We start from the raw sequence: 21,601 nt of genomic DNA, 5'->3' as shown, positions 1-21,601 counted from the left end.
GAAGTAAACAAACATTCTCTATTCAGCAGAAACCTTCGGTTGCTTCCAGACACTCAGAATCAAAATTATTACAGCTAATATAATGAAAAATAAAGAAATCGGTTTTGTGAAAAAAACAGTGTAATCCCCATCGGAGAGCAGCATAGCTTGCTTGAATGAACGCTCGGCCATTGGGGTGATAATGTAGGCTATCACAAGAGGCGCCAGAGGAAAGTGCAATTTTCTCAAAACATAACCAAAAGCACCGGCAACCAGAGCAAGTTCAACATCACCAAGATTGTTATGGAAAATGTAGCTTCCCACCACGCAAAACAAGATGATGCACGGAATCAACAGAGCTTGCCGAATTGTCACAATGGCGGCGAAAAATGGGGTCAGGAGCCAACCCTGAAGCAACATGATCGGGTTGCCTATCAAGAGCAGGGTGAAAATGGCGTACATGGTGGGGCCATTTTCCTCGAACAGTGATGGCCCCGGCCTTAACCCCTGGGCGATAAACGCACCCATCAAGATAGCCGCCGTTCCCCCACCGGGTATGCCCAGCGTCAAAGTGGGAATCAGGTCGGCGCCAGCAACCGCACTATTGGCCGCCTCTGCTGCGGCAACCCCTTCATAACTGCCATGGCCAAATTCTTCGGGGTTTTTCGAAGCTCTTTTCGCGGCCCCGTAGCCGATAAATGTAGCAATAGAAGAGCCGGTGCCGGGAATGGCGCCGACAATCGTTCCGATAATTGCTGAACGAAAAATTGTTCTGCCTGTTTTTTTAAATTCCCCCATTGTGAGGGAGCGTCCCCCTTTCAAATGGGAGGTTTCCGGTCTCTCGGAAAGCACAGACGTTTTCTTCTCGACCTGGATCATCACCTCGCTAATGGCGAACAGACCAATCAAAAGAGGGACCAGGCCAATGCCCCCTTGCAAGGTGTCAAACCCAAAAGTAAAGCGTTCTGCGCCTGTAATGGCATCAAGACCAACAGCGCCGATCAACAGTCCTATCAAGGCAGAGATAATCCCTTTCGGAACAGATGCCCCGGTTACACTGGAAATAACGGTCAAACCCATCACAAGCAATCCAAAAAACTCTGCGGGCCCGAACTTAAGGGCGAGGGCTGCGATAGGTATGGCTGCAACGATCAAAGCGATATCACTAAAAGTGTCCCCAAGGGTGGATGAATATAACGCCATCTGTATGGCGCTTTTGGCCTCGCCCTTTTGCGCGAGTGGATAGCCGTCTAGGCAGGTTGCCGCCGCAGGCGGCGTGCCCGGGGTATTAACAAGAATCGCCGGAATCGAGCCTCCGAACAACGAGCCCTTGTGAACGCCAAGGAGAAATGGGATACCCAGAGTGGGAGACATAAAAAAAGAAAAGGGAACCAAAACAGCTGTGGCCATGACCCCCGTTAATCCGGGAATCGCCCCAACAGCAATTCCGGCGAAAACACCCACCGCAACCATGGAAATGGCTTGCCAAGTCAGTGCAATTCTAAGGCCTTCAAAAATTTGATCTATCATCTCAGGAATATTTCACCTTCCGGGAAAATCACGCTAAAGCTGTACCAGAACGAATAGCTTAGAGCTATGGGAAAAATTAACGCCATGGATACAATGTGTCGCCAATCGCGCACGCCAAGCAAAAAAATGATGACTGCCATAAAAAAGGGAGCTACCAAGGTGAAGCCTAAATACTTGAGCCCGACTACGAACAGATAAGTTAAAACAAAAACAGTAGCTACGCGGAGTCGGGCGGACATGCGATCAGGGTCTGGAATTTCAGCGGAGGTATCTTTAATCGCAGAAAAGAGGAGCACCAGACTTACCAACCCCAATCCAACAATGGTAAGGCGAGGGAAGAAATCTGGGTGCAAGACCGCTGGTTTAGAAACATCGATAGGGATAGATAAGATGATATGAACCGGTATAATATAAAAATAGGCGAGCAGGCTAAAAAGAACGAGAATAACGCTAATGGAAATCGTACCGACACGCATGCGTGCTCCCCCACCCACAACATATAATTCAACGGTTGATATGTGTTCATAATTTAAGGAATATCTATTGCTAAATCAAGTAGCATCAGCAATCCATCAAATAAGCTATTTGCTCTTGTCGAATTAAATATCCATTTGTCTTTCCAAGGAGGATAAAACATGGAGACCAAAGGCCTCGGTGTAGCGGTTGTCGGCTCAGGACGAATTGGAACGCTTCGGGCCAGCATGGCGGCGTCCCATCCGGCAGTTCAATTTCTGGCGGTCTCGGACCTCGACCCCACTCGCGCAGGCGACCTTGCAGAAAACGTGAAAGCCGATTTTTCATCGGGCGACAACATGGATGTCATTGCACATCCCGATGTGAATGTGGTTATCGTTTCCACGAGCGAACACGAGCACTTCCTGCCAATCAAACAAGCGCTGGAGTTAGGTAAATCCGTTCTCGTGGAAAAACCTATCGCCCTGAGCCTGGAGGAGGCGGACAAAATTGTCGCCATGGCCGAGGAGACGGGCACTCTAATTCGGGTTGGATACGCCCAGCGCTTTAAGCGACGTTATCTTTCAGCCAAAGAGCAAATATTAAAGGGCATGGTAGGCGATATTCTAGCGATGTCGGGCCGCATGTGTAATTCGCGGGCCCAAGGGATTGAAATTCTCAAGCGCTCTCCTCATGCCACCCCCGTCCTCGATGTTTTGACCTACTGGGTAGACATGGCCTGCTGGTTCATGGAGGGCATTCGACCTGTCGAGGTTTTGGCCCGCGGGAACGGGGTTATATTTAAAGACGCTGGTTTCGAGGCAGACGATACGACTTGGGCTATCATTACATTCGAAAACGGGGCGGTGGTGAATCTGGGCGTGTTTTATGCGCTACCCTCTCATTACCCTGCCCTTGGTCAGGGTGTCCAGTTTGAAATTTATGGGACCGAGGGCGCCTTGATGATGGACGACGACCACAAAGATGAGCTTTTGATTTCGAACAAGGGGATACCGCATGCCTATATCCCCGACCTCAATTTCAAAACGGCATTTTTAAGCAGTTCAACCCCGGGCAATTGGTATCTGGGCGATTATTGGGGACCCGTTGCCGATGAAACCCGTGTTTGGCTGGACCATTTATCAAAAGGGAGGCCATGTCCCATGGCAACAGTTCAGGAGGCCAGACAGACCCTCGAATTAACATATGCGATTGAGGAATCGGCCAAAACCGGAGCCATTATAAAACTACCTCAGTAGATAGAGCGGGTCCGATTTATTCCTCTAGCCTTGTTTTTTTGAGCAATGGCCTCAGCCGCTGGTGGTATTTATTATCGCAATTCGCCAGACATAAAGATTTGGCGCTATAGTGGCCGATAGGTTAATTGATACGTTTTCTTTCTCAAACCAAGGAAATTCTTTCATGGCCGCACACAAATTACTTCTCGTCGATGATGAGGTTGTCGGCCTCGAAATCATGAAGGACCTGCTTGAATCATCCGGCTATCAGATTGAAACGGCTCAAAGCGGCACCGAGGCGTTGGAGAAATTCTCGCCCGAAATTGACCTCATCGTTCTCGATGTCATGCTCCCAGGCATGGATGGCTACGAAGTGGCAGAACAAGTGAGATCTCACGCCACCCATGGAGATGTTCCCATTATTTTCCTCACCGCCTTGAAATCTGAGGAGGACAAGGGAAAAGCCATTAAGGCAGGCGCAAGTGATTTCGTTACAAAGCCGGTTGACATCGAAGATATGGAAAAAAGAATTGCTCATTTACTAGAGAAAGTTGACTAGCTTGGCAATCCAAACACCTACACATATCAGCTATCTCAGGCAGATATTCTCAATGCCCGCAAAGATCATTGTCGCCATAGCCTTATTCGTGTCTTTATTTTCAGCGCCTTTACTCGTTGATTCCAAGGCCGCCAACAACAGCCTGGACTTCCTCACCCTTGAGGAGCGTATCTGGCTGGCCGAGCACCCGATACTCCGCCTCGCCCCCGATCCGGAATTCGCCCCGATAGAATTTATCGACAAAAAGGGCCGATTTAGGGGGATGGCAGCCGACTTTTTGGCACAGGTCGAAAAAATACTTGGAATCCATTTCACCATTGTCCGCCTAAAAAGCTGGGATGAGGTTCTCAGAAGGGCACAGACCCGAGAAATTGACATGTTTGGAGCGGCGACCAATACCCCCATCCGCTCCGAATACATGACATTCACGAAGCCTTACATAGTCCTTCCCGGATCTATAATTGTTCGTAACGATGTGGAGGGTTCCTTCGATATGAAAAAAATTCAAGGAATGAAAGTCGCCGTCGTATCGGGATATATGTGGCAGGAATTTATACAAAAAGACTATCCGAATTTCAAATTTAACCTCGTCCCGGATATCCAAACCGGACTGAGGCAAGTTTCTTTTGGCACCTCAGATGCATTCGTCGGCAACCTTGCAACGGCGACCCATTACATCCACGAAGAAAAAATTACCAACCTTCGCGTTGCCGGAAATACCGGCTATTCCGCCCCTCTCGCAACTGGCGTCCGAAAAGACTGGCCGATTTTGATATCAATCCTGGAAAAATCTTTAAATAGGATCTCTCCTGAGGACAAGAAGAAAATAAAAGATAAGTGGATCAGTTTAAAACAACAACCATGGGCACTAGAGAAAAGCATTATGGTTGGAATTATCGTTTTTTTCATGTTAGCCGCCTTCGTCAGCACTGATAAATATGTACACGAGCGTATTAAATCCAGAGAAGCCATCGAGCACAGCAAGGAAATGATCGCTCGGGCCGGAAAACTCTCATCCCTTGGCACGCTAACGGCGGGCGCGGCGCACGAAATCCTGAACCCGGCCAACATCGTCGGCATGCACGCCCAGAGATTAATGAGGACAAATGAAGAGGGAAGCCGCGAATATAAATCGGCCAAGGTGATTTACGATAGCGTTGGGCGCATCAACCAGATATGCGACGACCTACGCCGTTTCTCCAGGAACGAGCCCACCGCCTTCAAACCTTTCAATCCGAACAAAATCACGCGAAATTCGCTGAACCTTCTTCTTCATGAACTTCGCCTCGAAAGCATTCGAGTTGAATTAAATGTCGACAACGAAGACCAGCAAATATCGGGTGACCCCAATCAGATTCAACAAGTACTTTTCAATCTAATCGGAAATGCGAAAGACGCCATGCCCAATGGCGGCAATTTAATAATTACAACCCTAGAGACAAGCAAGGAGAATAAGAAGTGGTGGGAATGCCGCGTGATGGATACGGGCTCCGGAATACCGGAGGACATCATGCCCAACCTTTTCGACCCATTCTTCACCACAAAACCCGAAGACAAGGGCACCGGCCTGGGTCTTTCGGTTACTTACGGGATAATCGAAAATCATGGCGGCGCCATATGGGCCGAAAGTAAAACAGGAAGCGGCTCTACATTTATTATCCAACTTCCGGCTCATGGCACAGCATGAGATTTTTCAATCGTGCGCCCCGCGTAAAAGAGACCTTTTTTATCGTTAGCGAAATGATGTTCTTTTTGAAATGTCCTGGCGATTCCCTATTAGCCATGACGCCTCATCCACATAAAAGGCGCTATCGCTCAGCGGCTAACAACTAGAGGAAATACCACTCTTGATCCCCATCGTTTCCATCATCGAGGTAATCAACGCCTTCGTCTGGGGGCCCTGGATGATGGTCTTTCTCGTCGGGACCGGCGTCTGGCTCACCTTCGGCACCGGGCTGGTACAATTTCGAAAACTCGGCTTCGCCTGGAAAATGCTGTACCGCAGTGTTCGGGGAAAAGATCTAGAAGACGATTCCACACCCGGCGAAATCACCCCGTTCCAGGCATTGATGATGGCCCTTTCGGCTACGGTGGGTAACGGTAATATCGCCGGGGTCGCCGCAGCAATCAGCATCGGTGGCCCAGGGGCTCCGGTCTGGATGTGGTTAACCGGTATTTTCGGGATGGCCACCAAATTTGCGGAGGTCGTCCTCGGCATCAAGTACCGCCAAATACAACCGGATGGAACAATAGCCGGTGGGCCAATGTATTTCCTAGAGCACGGCCTCGGGCTTAAATGGACGGCCTGGCTTTTCGCGCTATTTGGCGCCATCGCCGCCTTTGGTATCGGCAACATGGTTCAGGCCAATTCTGTGGCCCTGGTGTTTCGGACCGAACTCGGCGTACCCCAGTGGATATCAGGCCTTTTCCTGGCGGGAATGACCTATCTGGTCATCATCGGCGGGGTAAAAAGAATCGGTCATGTTGCGGAGATTCTCGTTCCCATCATGTTGCTTATATACATCGCGGGGGGGCTGACGCTTATCCTCATGAGAATTTCAGAGGTTCCCGCCGCTTTCCATCTGATTTTCGATAGCGCCTTCAACGGCCAGGCCGCTGTCGGCGGATTCGCTGGCGCTGGCGTGAGCCAAGCCCTGCGCTACGGTGTTGCGCGGGGCATATTTTCGAACGAAGCGGGGCTAGGCACCGCCTCGATCGCCCATGGCGCCGCCCGGGTGCGAGAGCCAGTTCGCCAGGGCAGCATCGCCATGCTCGGCGTATTCATCGACACCATGATCGTAAACACCATTACCACGCTGGCCATCGTTCTCTCCGGGGTGTGGACAACCGGGCTCACAAGCACCGCCCTTACCGCCAAGGGGTTCACCACCGTTCTGGGGCCGCTGGGCGGCTGGATTGTAGCGTTCGGCTCAATCACTTTCGGCTACAGCACGCTCCTCACCTGGTCATATTACGGCTTGAGTTGCGTGAACTATATTAGCGGTGTGCGGGCCTCCCTCATCTATCGATGGGCTTGGTGCATCGTGATTGTCATCGGTGCGCTTTTTTCGAGTGATTTACTTTGGGTCAAATTCGTCTGGGATCTGGCGGACACTATCAACGGCGCCATGGCGATACCGAATCTGATCGGTCTTTTGGGACTGAGTATGATCGTGTTCTCAGATACCAACGTTTACTTCCCACTTGGCGGGAAAAAATCACAAACCCCTCCCTCCCCTCACAACGTGGAAGGAATCCTCGACGAAAGATTCTTGCAAAGCCGGCTGGATTCGCTGGGCATGACACAAATGGAAAAATATCTAGAGTTGTTCCGGCAGACACACACAAGAACGATAGGCCAGATTGAATCGAACTGGCACAACCAGAATTTCGATTCGCTCCGCGGAGAAGCTCACACCCTGAAAGGGGCGGCATCGGCCTTGGGTATGGCCGGGCTGAGCACACTTTCGGCGAAAATTGAAGAGTTGGCCGCTCAGGAAAATGCGGGCGAGCTTGAAATTTTTCTGGATTTCATTCGGCCGGAATTTCTAGAAACGCTGGAAAACATCGAAATGTTTTTCGATTCAAAGAAGAGTTGAGATTTGCCCGCTTCCTAAATAAAATCTTCTGCAGGGTCCGCGCTCAGTTCATCGTATAACGTATCTGGCATCAAAAAAGTAAGCAAAAAACGGCCAATCCTGATTTTTGCGCCGTCTTGGAGCATGACTTCATCCTCTCCTGAAGCCAGAGTTACCCCGTCCACTGCCGTGCCGTTCACAGAGCCGCAATCCGTCAAACTGTAATGATCTGCTTTTATAAAAAAATCTGCATGCTTTTCCGAAACGGCAAAATCGGGAATGATTATATCGTTGTCGAACGTGCGGCCCGCCGAATAATTAAAACCTGGCGAAGTCGATCCCACCCGCTTGATAAAGGGATAAATCGTCTCGGCCGCAGCCTTGCTGGTCTTGATCTCATGCTCCTCCTCGGAGCCACTCAATCGAAATAACTTGGTCGAGCCGTCTCCACCCATTTCATCCGTTGCAATTCCCGAGACCAGACCCACGCCTTTTAGAACTGGTCGGACCAGGAGCCTTGAGAAAATCCGCTTCGAGTGGCGCTGAGCGATGCTCTGCAAATCGACAAAACTGAGTCTTCCCGAAGTGTTGATGAACTCAACGATATTAACCGGCAGCGGCGTTTTAGAGTCATCCTCAAGCGCATCCTCCTCGCTTTCGGCAATTTCACGGGGAGTCAGGTCGGTGAAATTCTCCTGAGTCGAATGCGCACTCACTGCGGTCGAGCGCCGAATCACCGCATGTGAACGGGCTAGAAGTTCTTGCTCGTCATAGGGCTTGGTAATGTAGTCATCGCCGCCAGTTTCTAACCCCTCGATACGCGTTTCCTTAGAAGTTTTTCCTGTCACAAAGATGATTCCCACATCAGAGCGCGATCTGAGTTCTTTGGCCAGTTGAATACCGTCCTTTCCTGGCAGTCCGATGTCGAGTAATACCAGGTCCACTCTCACCCGACTGGTCACGAGAACAGACTTCATCTGGAGGCCGTTCTTGGCCTTGCTGACCAGAAAACCCTCTTTTTTCAAGAAATCGGCCAGCATCTCCCGGCTAACGGGCTCATCTTCGACAACAAGAATATGATGTTTTTTCTCTGGCATCCTGTGACCTCTCCAAAACAACAAACAAAAAAGCTTTTTCTTAATTACGGTGCTCTTTGTGGCACCCGATACACGTAGCTTGTAGCCGAAAAAGAGCCACCACCATCCCATCCCAGCGTTTAGACTTTGCCAGTCTTTGAATGCCATGAGACTGCGCAGCTAATTGACGCAAATAGGTTTGAGCTGATTTATTTTTCTTAAACTCTTCAAGCCTCGCTAAAAGAGCAGCAGCCTTTGTGATCTCCTCGGCCCACCCGGCGGCCTGATCAAAGGATATGTCGTCTTCATCTTGGACAGGAGACAACATGATTGACTTAACAGTTTCAACGTAAGCCACTTCCAGTTGGGCCATAAACTCGCCCACTCCCTTACCCTTTTTAGCGCCTTCCGAGGGGGCGGGAATTACGAAAATCAACAAAACAGCTACAGAAAGTTTTACAAATATATTTTTCAAAAACGGCATTCGTTTTCTCCGCCAATTCCTTCAAAACTATTTGGCAAAAATTCAAAAGCTTTAAATGGAGACCCAGCCAGGCGATCACCTTACTCTCGGAATAACTTCCTTTGCTAGCATTTCGATGATACGGAAACGCTCGCTAAGGTCAAAAGGCATCGCGACGAGAAAGGTCTCGACTCCCTGGTCGGCGATTTCCTCAAAGCGCTCGATGACATCGCTCTCAGTGCCCACAATACCAAAACGATCGAGGAGATAATCTGTCACACGCTCGGCATTTTTGTTTTTGAAACCGACGTCACTCTCATTGTAATTTTCTCGAAAATTCTTAACCCCAGCCAGATGCGCCTCGGGCACGGCATTGTAGGCGACCCGAAAGTTATGATTTGCCCTTGTACACATTCGCGGTCTTGTCGCGTCGCGAACAGCGTCACGGTCGGGTCCGAAATTAACGATACCATCCACCCAGATGGGCACACTTGCCGCCTCGCGACTGGCTCGGGTCTCGCCCTCGCCCACACGGGTTCGCACCCAGTCAATAACCTCGGACGAGAGCCCTGCACCGACGATGAGGCCATCGGCCAACTCGCCTCCCAGTGCAAGCATTTTAGGACCATCCGCCGCGAGGAAAATCGGCAAGTCAGGTTTGCACCAGGTAGAACAAAGCTCCTGGCCCTCGAAAGTAACGGGCTCCCCGTCAAGCAATGCGCGCAAAACCTTGAGTGCCTCGCGCATACCCGAGAGGTTCACATATTTTTTCCCCAAAAGATAAAGGGCAGTATCGCCCGACCCGATTCCAAGGATGGTTCGCCCACCGGCAATGTGATCGACGGTGGCAAAGGAATTCGCCGTCACCGAAAGGTGCCGGGTCAGAGGATTGGTAACACAGGTCCCGATGGCGGCGGTCTTTGTCGCTCGCGCCGCGAGCGTCATAATTGCGAGGGGATCTAAAATTCGAAAATGCGAAAGGGAGACCGTGTCCGAAAAAAGGAGCGGGTCAAACCCCATGTCCTCGGCTCGGGTGACAAAATCCAAAAATTCATCTATCGGCGGAAATTCTCGTAAGGGACCAATGTGAAGACCGATGCGCACTGAAAATCCCCTAAAGAAAATCGTCGAACGGGAAAGCAATTAAAAGGCTAATTAGTGAACAATCACAAATATTTCAAAGAGATTCCGAAAATACCGATGGGCAGCCCAGACTGCATCTCTACTATGAACTGAACATAGCTTCCTGGATATTTAAAATTCTACGCATGATTTAACTGCCTAGCGGATAAATATTGTTAATAAGAGGTTTCCTGAAATTCACCTTGCTTCTGCAGCTGATATAAATTTTCATTCCTATTTCTTCTTCTGTTTTTTCTTCTCTTTTTTCCTTGAGAAATGCATTACTACCGGCTCCGGCTTCGGAACCAGGGGATGTTTCAGTTGGGGAACCGTAAACATAATTTGCTTCTCACCTTTGATTCGAACATTAAGCTTTTCCTGGCTCTTCATGTCCTCAATCAAGAGATGCTCATCATCTATCTCAAGTACCTTGAAATACCTCGGAAGCCTACCGGAAAAATTAAAGCTAATTCCTTCGCCGTTTTCAAGCGGCTTGATCTCGAAGTTTTTTTTGTGAATGTCGATAGAAAATTCTAGGATCATGCGATTAAGCTTCTTGTTGCCTTTATCGTTGGCGGTTAGCTTTTCGTTAACTTTCCACTTTCCAAAAACAAAACTAGAGGGAACAGCATCATCATCACCACAGCCCTGAAGAAGCAAAGCCATCGCCAGAATCGCCGGGAGCATACTTATAAACCGCTTGATGCACACGAATTTTTTCAAGAAATATCTCCACTCAATTCTCGGCATTCAAAAAATCGTATCATCTACCCGTATGCTCTCCGATCCCGCCCAATCAAGCAATCCGCCTTCTCGACCCGAAAATTCGCCCAATGGCCAGCCGCCACCCCTCCGGGGCCACTAGCAAAAGCACCAGCGCTGCGGGAACGCGGTAGCGGGCATCAGCGTCCACCTGCCCGAATGCCGAAAACATGCTCAGCGCGAGCGCCAGAAGCATCATGGCACTGGCTGGCAACCTCTGCCCGCCGCTCAAAAACAAAGCGAGCAAAAATCCAGACACCAGCGCTAGCGAAACGGCGGCATCGACAAGCGAATGCCGCCACGACCAAGTTTCATTAAAAGCCCAGGGGAACCAGTACGATATAAATCTTGTCCCCGCCATGGATGCATAACGAAGGGGCCTCGCTCTGATGAACGACTTGGCCTCTGAAATTTGATGGTGGCGAAGACCGGCTTTATCCTCACCGAATTTTTTGTACAGCCCCCAATACTCATCCGTCATGCGATTTAACTCGGCCATGCTCGTACTCTTAACCTTGGTCCCAACCCAGAGGCTATGCGCAATCGTAGGATTTACCTGTGCCCGCCTCGAAAAAGAATTATCTGCAAAAAAAACAATCCACACACCCAAAAGCCCGCAAACCAACCCCAACCCCGCGCTGAGCGCCAGCGCCCTTCCCAGGCCAAAGCTGCGAGAGGCCATGTACAACAAATAAACAAGGGGCGTTGCCGCCAGAACTGCAATAGATGTGGGCCGCGTAAAGAGCATGATCGCGCCCGATAAAGCCAACAAAACAGCACCAATCTTTCCGGGCCGGGCTAAAAAGCGAGAGAGTTGAAACAAATAGAGCGATAAAGTAAAGAGAAAAGCCGTTTCAGTCAGCGTATAAGGCAACCAGAATAAAAACGTTGGAAACACGGCCACCGCGAGGGCGCTATAAATTCCCCGGCCTGAAGGAAGAAGCCCTCGTGTGGAAAAATAAACTAGCCAGACCGTAACGGCATGTAGACCTATATGCAGCCACTTCAGATAAACCGCCTGCGCGATATCGAAGATGTAGATCGGGGTTAGCAAAAAAGGATAAAACTGAACCATCGGCCATTGTTCGAATCCGCTCAGGCTTCCAGCGGCCAGGAGTTTCGAAAGCTCCAGATAGCGTCCGGTATCCCCTCCGGTTATCGGCCCCCCTGCCCGGCTCCAAGCAACAAAAGCCATTAAAAATGCAAAAGCGGCCACGAGAGCCGCCTCAAGAAAAATTTGCCATCCGGGGCGAGCCTCACGATACAGGCCCCCGACACCAGCCTCCAACGGATTCGAGCCCCTCATCACACAGCACATCCGTCGCTTAACGCCTCGGCAACCTGATTCTGCTCCAACTCGCTCATTTGCGGAAAAAGCGGGATAAGAACACATTGCGCCTGAGCACGCACCGATTCAGGAAGGAGATGCCTGAGTGTCGCTCCGGCATAGGGTGCCTCAAGGTGGCTGCACATAATCCCCCGCCGTGTGGACACACCATGGTCAAGCATGTGTTGCATCACCTTCCTTTGATCGCACCCTTCCGGCAGGCGGACACAATAGCTCTGCCAATTCGACCGGGCCCATTCGGGCTCGAAGGGAAGAGCGAGACCTGAAATACCCGACAAAATTTCCCCATAGCGCTCGGCCAGGGCTCTTCGCCTCGCCACCAGGCCAGCCAAGCGCTCCACCTGCTTGAGACCTATAGCGGCCTGAATGTCCGTCATCCGGTAGTTGTAGCCAATTGTGGGATACGACTCGAAAATTACCTGTGAAGCGCCATGGCGCTCGGTATCGGATACGCTCATTCCTTGATGCCTTGCGATCCGAAAATTTCGATCCATCTCCGGATTTTTCGTCGTGAGCATTCCGCCCTCGCCGGTGGATATGACCTTTCTCGGATGAAAAGAAAAACAGGCGACATCCCCATGGGGCCGCCCCACGCTTTCCCAACTGCCATCGACCAAGACTTCGCTGCCAGCCGCACAGGCAGCATCCTCGATAACAGCGATGCCGCGCTCGCGCGCAACACCCAGGATAGCGTCTAATTCACACGGCATGCCCATCTGATGAACACACAGAATCGCCCTGGTTCGGTCGGTAATGGCCTCTTGAACCTTGGCCGGGTCCATATTGAAAGTGCCCGAATCGATATCCACGAATATCGGCTCGGCCCCGCAATAGCGAACACTATTGGCCGTGGCAATAAAAGAGTGGCTCGCGGTAATCACCTCATCGCCAGGCCCCACACCAGCGGCGAGAAGGGTAAGGTGCATCGCCGCCGTGCAATTGGAAACGGCGCAGGCGTGATCCGCCCCAACCACCCCGGCAAAAGCGGCTTCAAACTCCGCCACACGAGGGCCCTGGGTTATCCAGCCAGAAAGTATGGATTCACTTGCGGCTCGCGCCTCAGACTCGTCCATGTCCGGTTTTGTAATGGGGATCATAATATTTGATTCATCGATACCGGGAGGGCGGAAACAGGTTCTTACGCAACTAGATTACGCTCACGCCGCCACCAGTCAACCAGGTCCCTCATGCCCGCCTCAAGGGAAACTTCCGCCTTAAAGCCCAGAAGCCTCTCGGCCTTGGAGACATCGGCAAGCCTCCGCCGGACCGGATTGACGCTACGCTCGTCCTGAAACTCGATATGCAAATCTTCCCGGTCCATTACCTTGAGCAACACTTGGGCGAGTTCGAGAAGACTCGTTTCACCGCCACTGGCAATGTTAAAAACTTCATCCGACACATCCGACTTGGCGGCAAGTATGTTGGCGCGCGCCACGTCGCGAACATGGACAAAATCCATTGTCTGCGAGCCGTCGCCGAAAATAATAGGCGGCTGGCCCGCCTCGATGCGCTCCATCCAGCGAACCAGCACCTCGGTATATTTCCCATGAATATCCATATTCGGCCCATAGACATTAAAACAGCGCGTGGCCACATAGTCGAGACCGTACATATCATTGAACGAGCGAAGCAGACCCTCGTTGAACATTTTCGCCGCCCCGTAGAGGGTGCGGTTGTCGTAGGGATGGTGGCTTTCATCGGTGGGAAACACCTCTGCCAGACCATAGACCGAGGCCGAAGAGGCCGCGACAACTCTCCCCACCTTGTGCGCCACACACAACTCCAGCAAATCATAAGTGGCCTCGACCATGATTTTGATAGCGAGCCGGGGCTCCTCGGCGCAATGCGTGATGCGTAAAGCCGCTTTATGAAAAACAAGATCAGAGTCCTTCACCAGCCCTTCCATCAAAGAGCGATCGCATATGTCGCCTTCTACGATGCGAATCGGCGCTTTTTCCATCACAGCAGCAAGATTTTCGGGGCGGCCTCTAATCATATTGTCTACGGCAACAATTTCCGCGCACCCCTCCTCGGCAAGAAGAGAGATAATGTGCGAGCCGATAAATCCGGCGCCACCGGTTACTAAAATTTTCTTTCCTTGAAGATTCATATTGTCCTTTAGGCCAGGTAGCGAATGAGCTTAGCCGGATTTCCAGCAACAACGGCTTTGGGTGGAACATCCTTCGTCACAACGGCGCCAGCCCCGACTACGGCATCCTCACCGATTTTCACCCCGCACAATATTGTCGCGTTGCTCCCGATGCTGGCTCGAAGCTCTACCACCGTTCGCTCCAGCGACCAGTCATCCTCGCTCTTCCTCTCCCCATCCTCTGTTGTCGCGCGGGGATAGCGATCATTGATGAACATCACGCCGTGGCCGACAAAAACCTCGTCCGCGATGTCCACGCCCTCACATATAAAGGTATGGCTTTGCACCTTTACCCGCTTTCCGAGGCGAACGCCTTTTTGAATCTCCACGAACGTGCCGATGGAGCACCCGTCTCCGATCTCACAACCGTAGAGATTAACAAATCCGTGCAGCCGGACATCCTTACCCAGCTTAACGTCGGGTGCGACCTGCTCATTTTCGCTCAAGAATCTATCTCCACCGAAAGCCCCCCGTTTCTCAGGGAAGTTTGCGCCGCCTCCAGAATCTTCACCACCCGCAAGCCAAAGCGGCCGTCCGTAAACGGACGCTGCCTTGTTCTTATGCACTCAACTAGATAGTCAGCCTCCTCCGCCAGCGCCTCACGTGTTGAGAGCCTTGGCGAAACGATATCTCCCATTCGATAATCGACAATCATTTTGTAAATGTCGCTCTGGCTCATCTCGTTGTTCCTGAATTCCACGCCGCGATCATAAATTTTAACTTTTTCGGTGATTTCGTTGTCATCAAAAACAATCATTTTCTCAGTGCCGCCGATAATAGTACGGCGGATTTTAACGGGCGATAGCCAGCTGACATGACAGTGGGCGATAATCTCACTTGGGTAGACAAGATGAAGATACGCGATAGCCTCTTGATCGTTTTCCATCACGGGCGCGCCAAGCGCTTGTACCGAAACCGGATCATCTTTCATGAAACAACAAAGAAGCGACAAATCGTGCGGAGCGAGATCAAAAAGAACGTTCACATCATTGCTAAAAAGTCCCAGATTAATCCGCACCGAATCGATATATTTGATATCGCCAAGCTCATTACTCTCCAGAAGCTCAAGAATTTTTTTAACAGCCCCTGTGAATAAATAGGTGTGGTCCACAAAGAGGATTCGGCCCGTCTCATCTGAAAGATCAACAAGCTCCTGCGCCTCGGCAACCGTGGCCGCAAGGGGTTTTTCCACCAATACATCTTTTCCAGCCAAAAGCGCACGCTTGGTGAAATCGTAATGAGTCGATACCGGTGTTGCGATCAAGACAAGCTGAATGCCCGGATCATCGAGCAATTCCTGAAAATTATCCGTCACCCGAACAGATGGGTAATTTGAAGCGGCAAGCTCTGCCCGACCCGGCGACAAATCACAAATAGCGAGGAGGCTACAGTCTTTTTGCATATAAAAATTTCGGGCAAGGTTGGGCCCCCAGTACCCGTATCCCACCAACCCGACGCCTATTCGATCCGTTTCCATCACCACCTCATAATAAAATTATGAAAATTTGACCAATGCTATTTCAACAAAAAAACGTTATGGTAACTTATAGCAAATTTAAACTCCGCTGAGTATTTTCATCAAATGATTGCCGCTCGTTGGGAAATCGAACTTAATTCAGGCGCCACGGGACAGGACATGAGCAAACCGAAAAAGATCATTATTCTCGGAACCGGCGGCAACAGCGTAGATATTCTCGACACCATCGGCGAGCTCAACCTCGAATCGGGCATTAAGGCCTATGAATGCCTCGGATTCCTGGACGACAACCCCGAGGCGCTGGGCCGCGATATCGCGGGCGCTAAAGTTATCGGCCCCCTTTCGGCTGCGAATGATTTTCCTGATGCCTTTTTTGTAAACGGAATTGGCAGCCCGTCGAATTTTTGGAAAAAATCCGAAATTATCGAAAAAACCGGCGTCCGGCCTGATCGGTTCGAAACCATAGTTCACCCTTCGGCCTCGGTATCGAAGCTGGCCACTTTGGGCCGGGGCGTTGTCATTCTTCAAAACGTAACTATTGCCTCGTTCGCGAAGATGGAAACCACGTTATCGTGCTCCCCGCCTCGGTCATCAGCCATGACGCCGAAATCGGCAACTACACCTGCATCGCGGCAGGCGTATGTATTTCCGGGAGCGTTGAGGTCGGTGAAAGTTGTTATTTAGGAACAAACAGCTCGCTCATCTCGAACATCCGGGTTGGAAATCATTCCCTAATCGGGATGGGTGGCGTGGTGCTCAAAAACGTGCCCGAGAACAAGGTGGCCGCCGGATGCCCTGCGCGGGTCATCCGCGATACCCGCTGAATTTTACACTCAAGAACCAATGAGGTCGGCGTAGAGTTCTCGGTAGCTGTGAATCAAAACATTCCAGTTGAGATAATCCGAGATGAGCTTGCGGGCCTGAACGCCCATCTCACCCCTCAGTACAGGATCGCCTGCCAGCCGACGGATAGCGTCGGCAATTCCATCCACATCCCCCGGCGTAATGAACATAATGTTCTCGCCGTGCTTATAGGGCACCTTTCCGAACACACCCTCATAGCCGTAAGTGACCACTGGCAGCCCAAGCGCCAGGCTTTCCATCGACGCATGACCCACGCCAGGGATGGTGTCCAGCCAGTGCGCCTCAATATGCGCCTCGCGCAATACGTCGAATAGCTCGGCATGCTGAACCTCGCCCAGGGGTTCGACCTCTTCAATCAAATCCAGCTCGCGAATTCGCTCTAGCGTCCGGGCACGGGTAATTTTCCCGGCGATTTGAAGCCTGAAGCGGAGCCCCTCTTTTTTAAGTATTGAAAGCGCTTGGAGTAAATCCTCCCGGCTGCGCCGCTCGTCAAGGTGCCCTACGCTAACGATATTGACCACCTCATCCGGCCTGCCGGGCTGCGCGGGCTCCAGTTTCAGCGCCTCATCATCAATACAGGTGGAAATCCACTCCATTCGCTTCGGTCGGTAGGTCTGCGTGATGTATTTGGCACCCGGATCGTCGAGCGCGACGATGGCGCTGAATTTACGCATCACGAAATGCCGCATGAGGGTGCGGTCAACGGCCTTGAGCGCGAAATTGAAAAAACGGTTCGCCGGATGATTGATATAGGTGTGAATCGAACATACCGAGGGGAGATCTAGCGTACGGCAGGCGCTGTGCGCCAGGAGAGTTGAATCTAAAATTTGGCTCGCGACGTGGACAGCCTCTATTCCGTGTTTCTTAAATATCTCCACCACCCGGCGGCGGTTGGCACGGCTGTTAATCAACAAGAATTCATCGAAATTAAAAAATAGAGTGCTACTGGGAAGCTTTCCCGCCGGAGGAAGACGGTAGATCGTGACACCATCGCGCACCTCCTCGTGATACACCCCGTCCCGGTTGCAGGCGATCACCACCACCTCATCCCCCGACGCAGTCAGGCTGTTGGCTAACTGTTGTGCCCACTGCGCTGTGCCCGTCTGTATCGGCGGATAGAGATTAGTCAGAACCGCGATTTTCATCTGCTATATCTCATGGGCGAAAAACGAAGACATTCTTCGGCTCCAAGTCACAAATAAAATACGACATGGAAAGAGGAGGGCGATATCGAGCCTTGGATAATCCAAATTTCTGAGGGGTTAATGTGAGCCTGCGCCTTGATATTGTCAAGATTAGGGTAAACTTTGAGCATAAGAAGCCCTGAAAGATGGAGAAAAACTCGCTCCAGGCAATCAGCGGGCGAGAAACGATGGGAGGAGCGTGCAAATTCAATATAATGTGTTTATAATCAATGGTGTACTGAAATATGACCATTTTTGTTGCATATATCTATAATCCTTTTATAATCACGCATGGCCACGAGGCCACCACAAAAAATAAACTTTCGCGACCCGCCAGACTAAGTCGCGTACGGGATGAAAAAAAACATGAGCCAAGGGCAGCAAACTCTAGATACACAAAGCGCAGGGCTTCCGATATATCAAGCGGCCCCGCCTAGACGTGATACCTCCAAACCCTCGCGCATCATCATGATATATCCCGAGCAGGGCGTATCCGGGGCCTATGTCCGGCACATGCCGCTCAGCCTCCTCTACGCCTCGGTAGAGCTTGTGCAGGACGGCTTTGACGTCAAAATACTCGACACCCGCCTCCATCCCAAAGACTGGCACAAGAGGCTTAAAGATCTTCTCAGCGACGACACCTTGGCCGTCGGCATCAGCGTCATGTCGGGGCAACCCATCAAGAACGCCACCAAGATCGGCCGCTACATCAAGTCCATCAACCCCGACACCCCCATCGTTTGGGGTGGCCCGCACGCAACTTTTTACCCCGAAAATATTCTTGAGGGGGAATGGAGCTGCGACTACGTCGTCAGCGGCTACGCCTCCGAGACATTCCACGAGCTTTGCCTCCAGATTCAACAGGACGAGCAGCCCAAAGACATCTCCGGCGTCTGCTGGCGTCACGAGGGGGAAATTTTTGAAAATCCTCTGCTCGAAAAAGCCTTTGAATATATTGACTACGACAAAATTCCTTATCACTTGATTGAGGACTATTCACCCTACGGCCAGCTTGAGCAGGAACACCGTATTTTTTCGATGTATAGCGCCGTCGGTTGCCCCTATCAGTGCTCGTTCTGCAGCTCGCCAGCACAGTATTCCAACATCGACGGGAAAAAATGGGTCCCCCTGGAAGCCGCCCAGGTGGTCGATCACATCCAGCACGTCCACGAAAAATACGGCGCGAACTATATCTACTTCATCGACGACGATAGTTTCCCGAAACTTTCGCACGTCGAGGGAATCATCGACGAGATCGCCAACCGGGGGATTAACGTCAAGCTGGGCTTCCGTGGGGCGCGCATCAACGAGATAAAGCGGATGAGCCACGAGTTTCTTAACAAACTGGCCGCCGCCGGCACTGATATCATGCACATCGGAGCCGAGAGCGGCAGCGACCGCATATTGAAACTCCTCCGGAAAGACAGCAGCTACGACGACGTAATCGCGTGCAACCAGAAGCTGGCCCAGCACCCGCAGATCACGGCGGCCTACAACTTCATCATGGGGCTTCCCACCGAGACGCTCGAAGAGCTGAAAATGACGCGGGACCTGATGCTCCAGCTGGTGGAGGACCACCCCAATTGCATCATCTTCCCTCCCAATAAATTCCGGCCCCTACCCGGCACCGAGCTCTACGACATCGCGAAAGACGAATGGAACTACGAAATGCCCGACACCCTCGAAGCCTGGGCGAACATCGAGGTGGAAGGCGATATCTCGACGCAATGGTACGACAAGGAGTTCCAGCGGTTCTGCAACCTGCTGCTGACGTCATCCTATTTCGTGGACAACAAGGTATTGAGGGTCACCGAGGGCAAAACCATTCCCTATAAACTCGTCCGGCTCCTGAACAAGCTCTACCGCCCGCTGGCCCTGTTCCGGCTGCGCAACGGGCTCTCCCGCGCGCTTTTCGAATACACGGCCTTCCGGGTGATATCCCGCCTTCTCGTTCGAGATCAGGGCGTCGGCTAGAAACTAAAAAATTACCATTTGCCCCACAAATCCCCATTTTCCAAGCGTTTAATTTGAAAACAAGGGCGGGTTGCCGCATAATTCGGGCCAGCAAACCGTATCTGGAACCCGCCGCGAATTTCCCCCTTCGACATGGCGCACCCTGCCGGTAATAGCCCTGCTTTAGGGCGAAACATGGATAGGGACCTGATTTTCAGATAAGAAAACGAGACCCGATGTGTGCGGAATAACAGGATTGCTCAACACGCAAGGCCCGCCCGAGGAATCGCGTGCCAAGGTGCGGGCAATGACGAACGCCATTGTTCATAGGGGTCCGGACGAGGAGGGATTCTGGGACACAGATGGTGTTTATTTCGGCTACCGGCGGCTCTCTGTCATCGACATCAGTAGCGGTAGCCAGCCCATGACCGGCGAGTCGGGGAGCGTCATCGTTTTTAACGGTGAAATTTACAACTACCTCGAACTCAAGAAAGAACTTGAGGCAAAAGGCGCGCTCTTCAAAACGAACTCGGATACAGAAGTGCTGCTGGCGGCATATGAGCACTGGGGTGAGGACTGTCTTGAGCACCTGATCGGCATGTTCGCCTTCGCCATATGGGACCCCCGCCGAAGAAAACTTTTTCTCGCCCGCGATAGGGTCGGGAAAAAACCACTTTATTACTTCCAGGACAAAGGTTTTTTCGCATTCGCCTCAGAGCTTAAAGCCCTCCTAGCCCTGCCCGAGGTGAAACAAAAACTCACCATCGATGCCCACGCGGTTAGTGACTTTCTCTCTCTCGGATATATCCTGACCCCAAAGAGCATCTTCAAAAATATTTCCAAGCTGCCCGCCGCTCATTCGGCTTGGCTCGACCCCGCCGATATGCGCCTCGATATACGGGAATACTGGGATATCAAACCCGCATATACCGCAGAGAGAGAACCCTACGACAATCGCGCAAGACAGACATTCACAGACCTGTTTCACGAGGCAGTCAAGGTCAGGCTCCACGCAGACGTGCCGCTGGGTGCTTTTCTGAGCGGCGGCATCGACTCTGCTGCGGTCGTCGCCGCTATGGCGAGCGCCTCATCGACCCCTGTCCACGCTTTTTGCATCGGGTTTAAAGAGGAAAGCTATGATGAGTCCGAATACGCAAAACTCGTGGCCGAGCAACTCAAAATCGATCTTGCCGTCCACGAGCAACCACCGCTCCCAAAGGCGGGGCTCGCCTCCCTGGTCTGGCAAACTGATGAGCCCTTCGCCGACACCTCCATCATGCCCACCTATCTTCTCAACAAAAAAGCCAGGGAAAATGTGACGGTAGCGCTATCAGGTGACGGGGGCGATGAACTTCTGGCTGGCTACCCGACATACAGGGCCGATGCGCTACACAAATATTTCATGAAAATTCCGGGCGGACTGCGCGCCCTGGCAGGTGGCCTCGCCCAGAGTTTTCTGCGCCCATCATATAAAAAAGTAAGCTGGGATTATAAAATCACTCAATTTTTAAGGGCATCTGGACTGTCACACGAAAAAGCCCATTATTGGTGGCGTGTTATTTTTTCAGAAGCAGAAAAAGAAAAAATCATGAGTCCTGAATTGATAAATGACTGCAATCATTATGATCCGTTTGATGTGTTTAATGACTATTTTAAAAAAGTTCAAAAAGCCAATTTTCTCGATCAGACTCTTTTTGTAGATATTAAAACTTGGCTTCAAGATGATATTCTTGTTAAAGTCGATCGTATGAGTATGGCGAATTCTCTTGAAGTAAGATCTCCTTTTTTGGATCATCGCCTGGTGGAATTAACTGCAAAAATGTCGACCAAGGCTAAACTTAGTTGGAAAACGCAAAAAGTTGTTTT

General features: G+C 51.2%; 18 protein-coding genes and 1 pseudogene. 7 read left to right on the top strand and 12 right to left on the bottom strand.

Annotation, left to right across the window (positions count from 1 at the left end; translation table 11 throughout):
- Window positions 1–18: 18 nt before the first annotated feature.
- Together HOJ95_02010 and HOJ95_02005 are read right to left on the bottom strand one after the other, a co-directional pair.
- Window positions 19–1,509 (bottom strand): C4-dicarboxylate ABC transporter permease, encoded by a 1,491-nt coding sequence (locus tag HOJ95_02010; GenBank protein ID MBT6393456.1) that lies wholly within the window; start codon window positions 1,507–1,509, stop codon window positions 19–21.
- On the bottom strand, window positions 1,506–1,985 hold the full coding sequence (locus tag HOJ95_02005) for a hypothetical protein (GenBank protein MBT6393455.1): 480 nt from the start codon (window positions 1,983–1,985) through the stop codon (window positions 1,506–1,508). Before HOJ95_02005 ends, HOJ95_02010 begins: the two co-directional genes overlap by 4 nt.
- A 159-nt stretch (window positions 1,986–2,144) precedes the next feature.
- Here HOJ95_02005 and HOJ95_02000 point away from each other — a divergent pair, with 159 nt between their 5' ends.
- From HOJ95_02000 to HOJ95_01985, 4 genes are all read left to right on the top strand, one after another.
- Window positions 2,145–3,221 (top strand): Gfo/Idh/MocA family oxidoreductase, encoded by a 1,077-nt coding sequence (locus tag HOJ95_02000; GenBank protein MBT6393454.1) that lies wholly within the window; start codon window positions 2,145–2,147, stop codon window positions 3,219–3,221.
- A 163-nt stretch (window positions 3,222–3,384) separates the two neighbouring features.
- On the top strand, window positions 3,385–3,759 hold the full coding sequence (locus HOJ95_01995) for a response regulator (protein MBT6393453.1): 375 nt from the start codon (window positions 3,385–3,387) through the stop codon (window positions 3,757–3,759).
- Window positions 3,760–3,811: 52 nt separating this feature from the next.
- On the top strand, window positions 3,812–5,446 hold the full coding sequence (locus tag HOJ95_01990; protein ID MBT6393452.1) for a transporter substrate-binding domain-containing protein: 1,635 nt from the start codon (window positions 3,812–3,814) through the stop codon (window positions 5,444–5,446).
- A gap of 160 nt (window positions 5,447–5,606) precedes the next feature.
- The gene (locus HOJ95_01985) at window positions 5,607–7,358 is read left to right on the top strand and encodes an amino acid carrier protein (GenBank protein ID MBT6393451.1); all 1,752 of its coding nucleotides are present in this window, start codon (window positions 5,607–5,609) and stop codon (window positions 7,356–7,358) included.
- A 14-nt stretch (window positions 7,359–7,372) separates the two neighbouring features.
- Here HOJ95_01985 and HOJ95_01980 read toward each other — a convergent pair whose 3' ends face one another.
- The 9 genes from HOJ95_01980 to HOJ95_01940 form a co-directional block, all read right to left on the bottom strand.
- Complete coding sequence (locus HOJ95_01980) at window positions 7,373–8,434, bottom strand: response regulator (GenBank protein ID MBT6393450.1); 1,062 nt, start codon at window positions 8,432–8,434, stop codon at window positions 7,373–7,375.
- Between the two features lie 40 nt (window positions 8,435–8,474).
- Window positions 8,475–8,897 carry a hypothetical protein gene (locus HOJ95_01975; GenBank protein ID MBT6393449.1) on the bottom strand — a complete coding sequence of 141 codons (423 nt, stop codon included), beginning with the start codon at window positions 8,895–8,897 and terminating at the stop codon, window positions 8,475–8,477.
- A gap of 75 nt (window positions 8,898–8,972) precedes the next feature.
- Entirely contained in the window at window positions 8,973–9,980 is a 1,008-nt protein-coding gene (locus HOJ95_01970; protein ID MBT6393448.1) for an LLM class flavin-dependent oxidoreductase, read from the bottom strand.
- Window positions 9,981–10,232: 252 nt separating this feature from the next.
- Window positions 10,233–10,721 (bottom strand): hypothetical protein, encoded by a 489-nt coding sequence (locus tag HOJ95_01965; GenBank protein MBT6393447.1) that lies wholly within the window; start codon window positions 10,719–10,721, stop codon window positions 10,233–10,235.
- A 73-nt stretch (window positions 10,722–10,794) separates the two neighbouring features.
- Window positions 10,795–12,078 (bottom strand): hypothetical protein, encoded by a 1,284-nt coding sequence (locus tag HOJ95_01960; GenBank protein ID MBT6393446.1) that lies wholly within the window; start codon window positions 12,076–12,078, stop codon window positions 10,795–10,797.
- A complete protein-coding gene (locus tag HOJ95_01955) occupies window positions 12,066–13,205 on the bottom strand; it encodes a DegT/DnrJ/EryC1/StrS family aminotransferase (protein MBT6393445.1) in 1,140 nt (379 codons plus the stop codon). Before HOJ95_01955 ends, HOJ95_01960 begins: the two co-directional genes overlap by 13 nt.
- Window positions 13,206–13,246: 41 nt before the next feature.
- Window positions 13,247–14,218, bottom strand: a complete 972-nt coding sequence (locus HOJ95_01950) for an NAD-dependent epimerase/dehydratase family protein (protein MBT6393444.1) — start codon at window positions 14,216–14,218, stop codon at window positions 13,247–13,249.
- An 8-nt stretch (window positions 14,219–14,226) separates the two neighbouring features.
- Entirely contained in the window at window positions 14,227–14,703 is a 477-nt protein-coding gene (locus HOJ95_01945) for an N-acetyltransferase (GenBank protein ID MBT6393443.1), read from the bottom strand.
- Window positions 14,700–15,734 (bottom strand): Gfo/Idh/MocA family oxidoreductase, encoded by a 1,035-nt coding sequence (locus HOJ95_01940; protein MBT6393442.1) that lies wholly within the window; start codon window positions 15,732–15,734, stop codon window positions 14,700–14,702. Before HOJ95_01940 ends, HOJ95_01945 begins: the two co-directional genes overlap by 4 nt.
- Window positions 15,735–15,893: 159 nt before the next feature.
- On the opposite strand from HOJ95_01940, the pseudogene HOJ95_01935 reads away from it, so the two are divergent.
- A pseudogene (locus tag HOJ95_01935) lies at window positions 15,894–16,558 on the top strand (acetyltransferase).
- Between the two features lie 9 nt (window positions 16,559–16,567).
- Here the strand turns inward: HOJ95_01935 and HOJ95_01930 are convergent.
- A complete protein-coding gene (locus HOJ95_01930; GenBank protein ID MBT6393441.1) occupies window positions 16,568–17,743 on the bottom strand; it encodes a glycosyltransferase family 4 protein in 1,176 nt (391 codons plus the stop codon).
- A gap of 405 nt (window positions 17,744–18,148) precedes the next feature.
- On the opposite strand from HOJ95_01930, the gene HOJ95_01925 reads away from it, so the two are divergent.
- Both HOJ95_01925 and asnB read left to right on the top strand, forming a co-directional pair.
- Complete coding sequence (locus HOJ95_01925) at window positions 18,149–19,756, top strand: B12-binding domain-containing radical SAM protein (GenBank protein MBT6393440.1); 1,608 nt, start codon at window positions 18,149–18,151, stop codon at window positions 19,754–19,756.
- 217 nt (window positions 19,757–19,973) lie between these two features.
- Window positions 19,974–21,601: asparagine synthase (glutamine-hydrolyzing) (gene asnB / locus HOJ95_01920; protein ID MBT6393439.1), on the top strand; the 1,628-nt coding region annotated here is incomplete at its 3' end.

This window comes from Nitrospinaceae bacterium, assembly GCA_018669005.1.
In the GTDB taxonomy this organism is placed as follows: domain Bacteria; phylum UBA8248; class UBA8248; order UBA8248; family UBA8248; genus UBA8248.
This window is presented reverse-complemented; position numbering and strand designations above follow the sequence as displayed.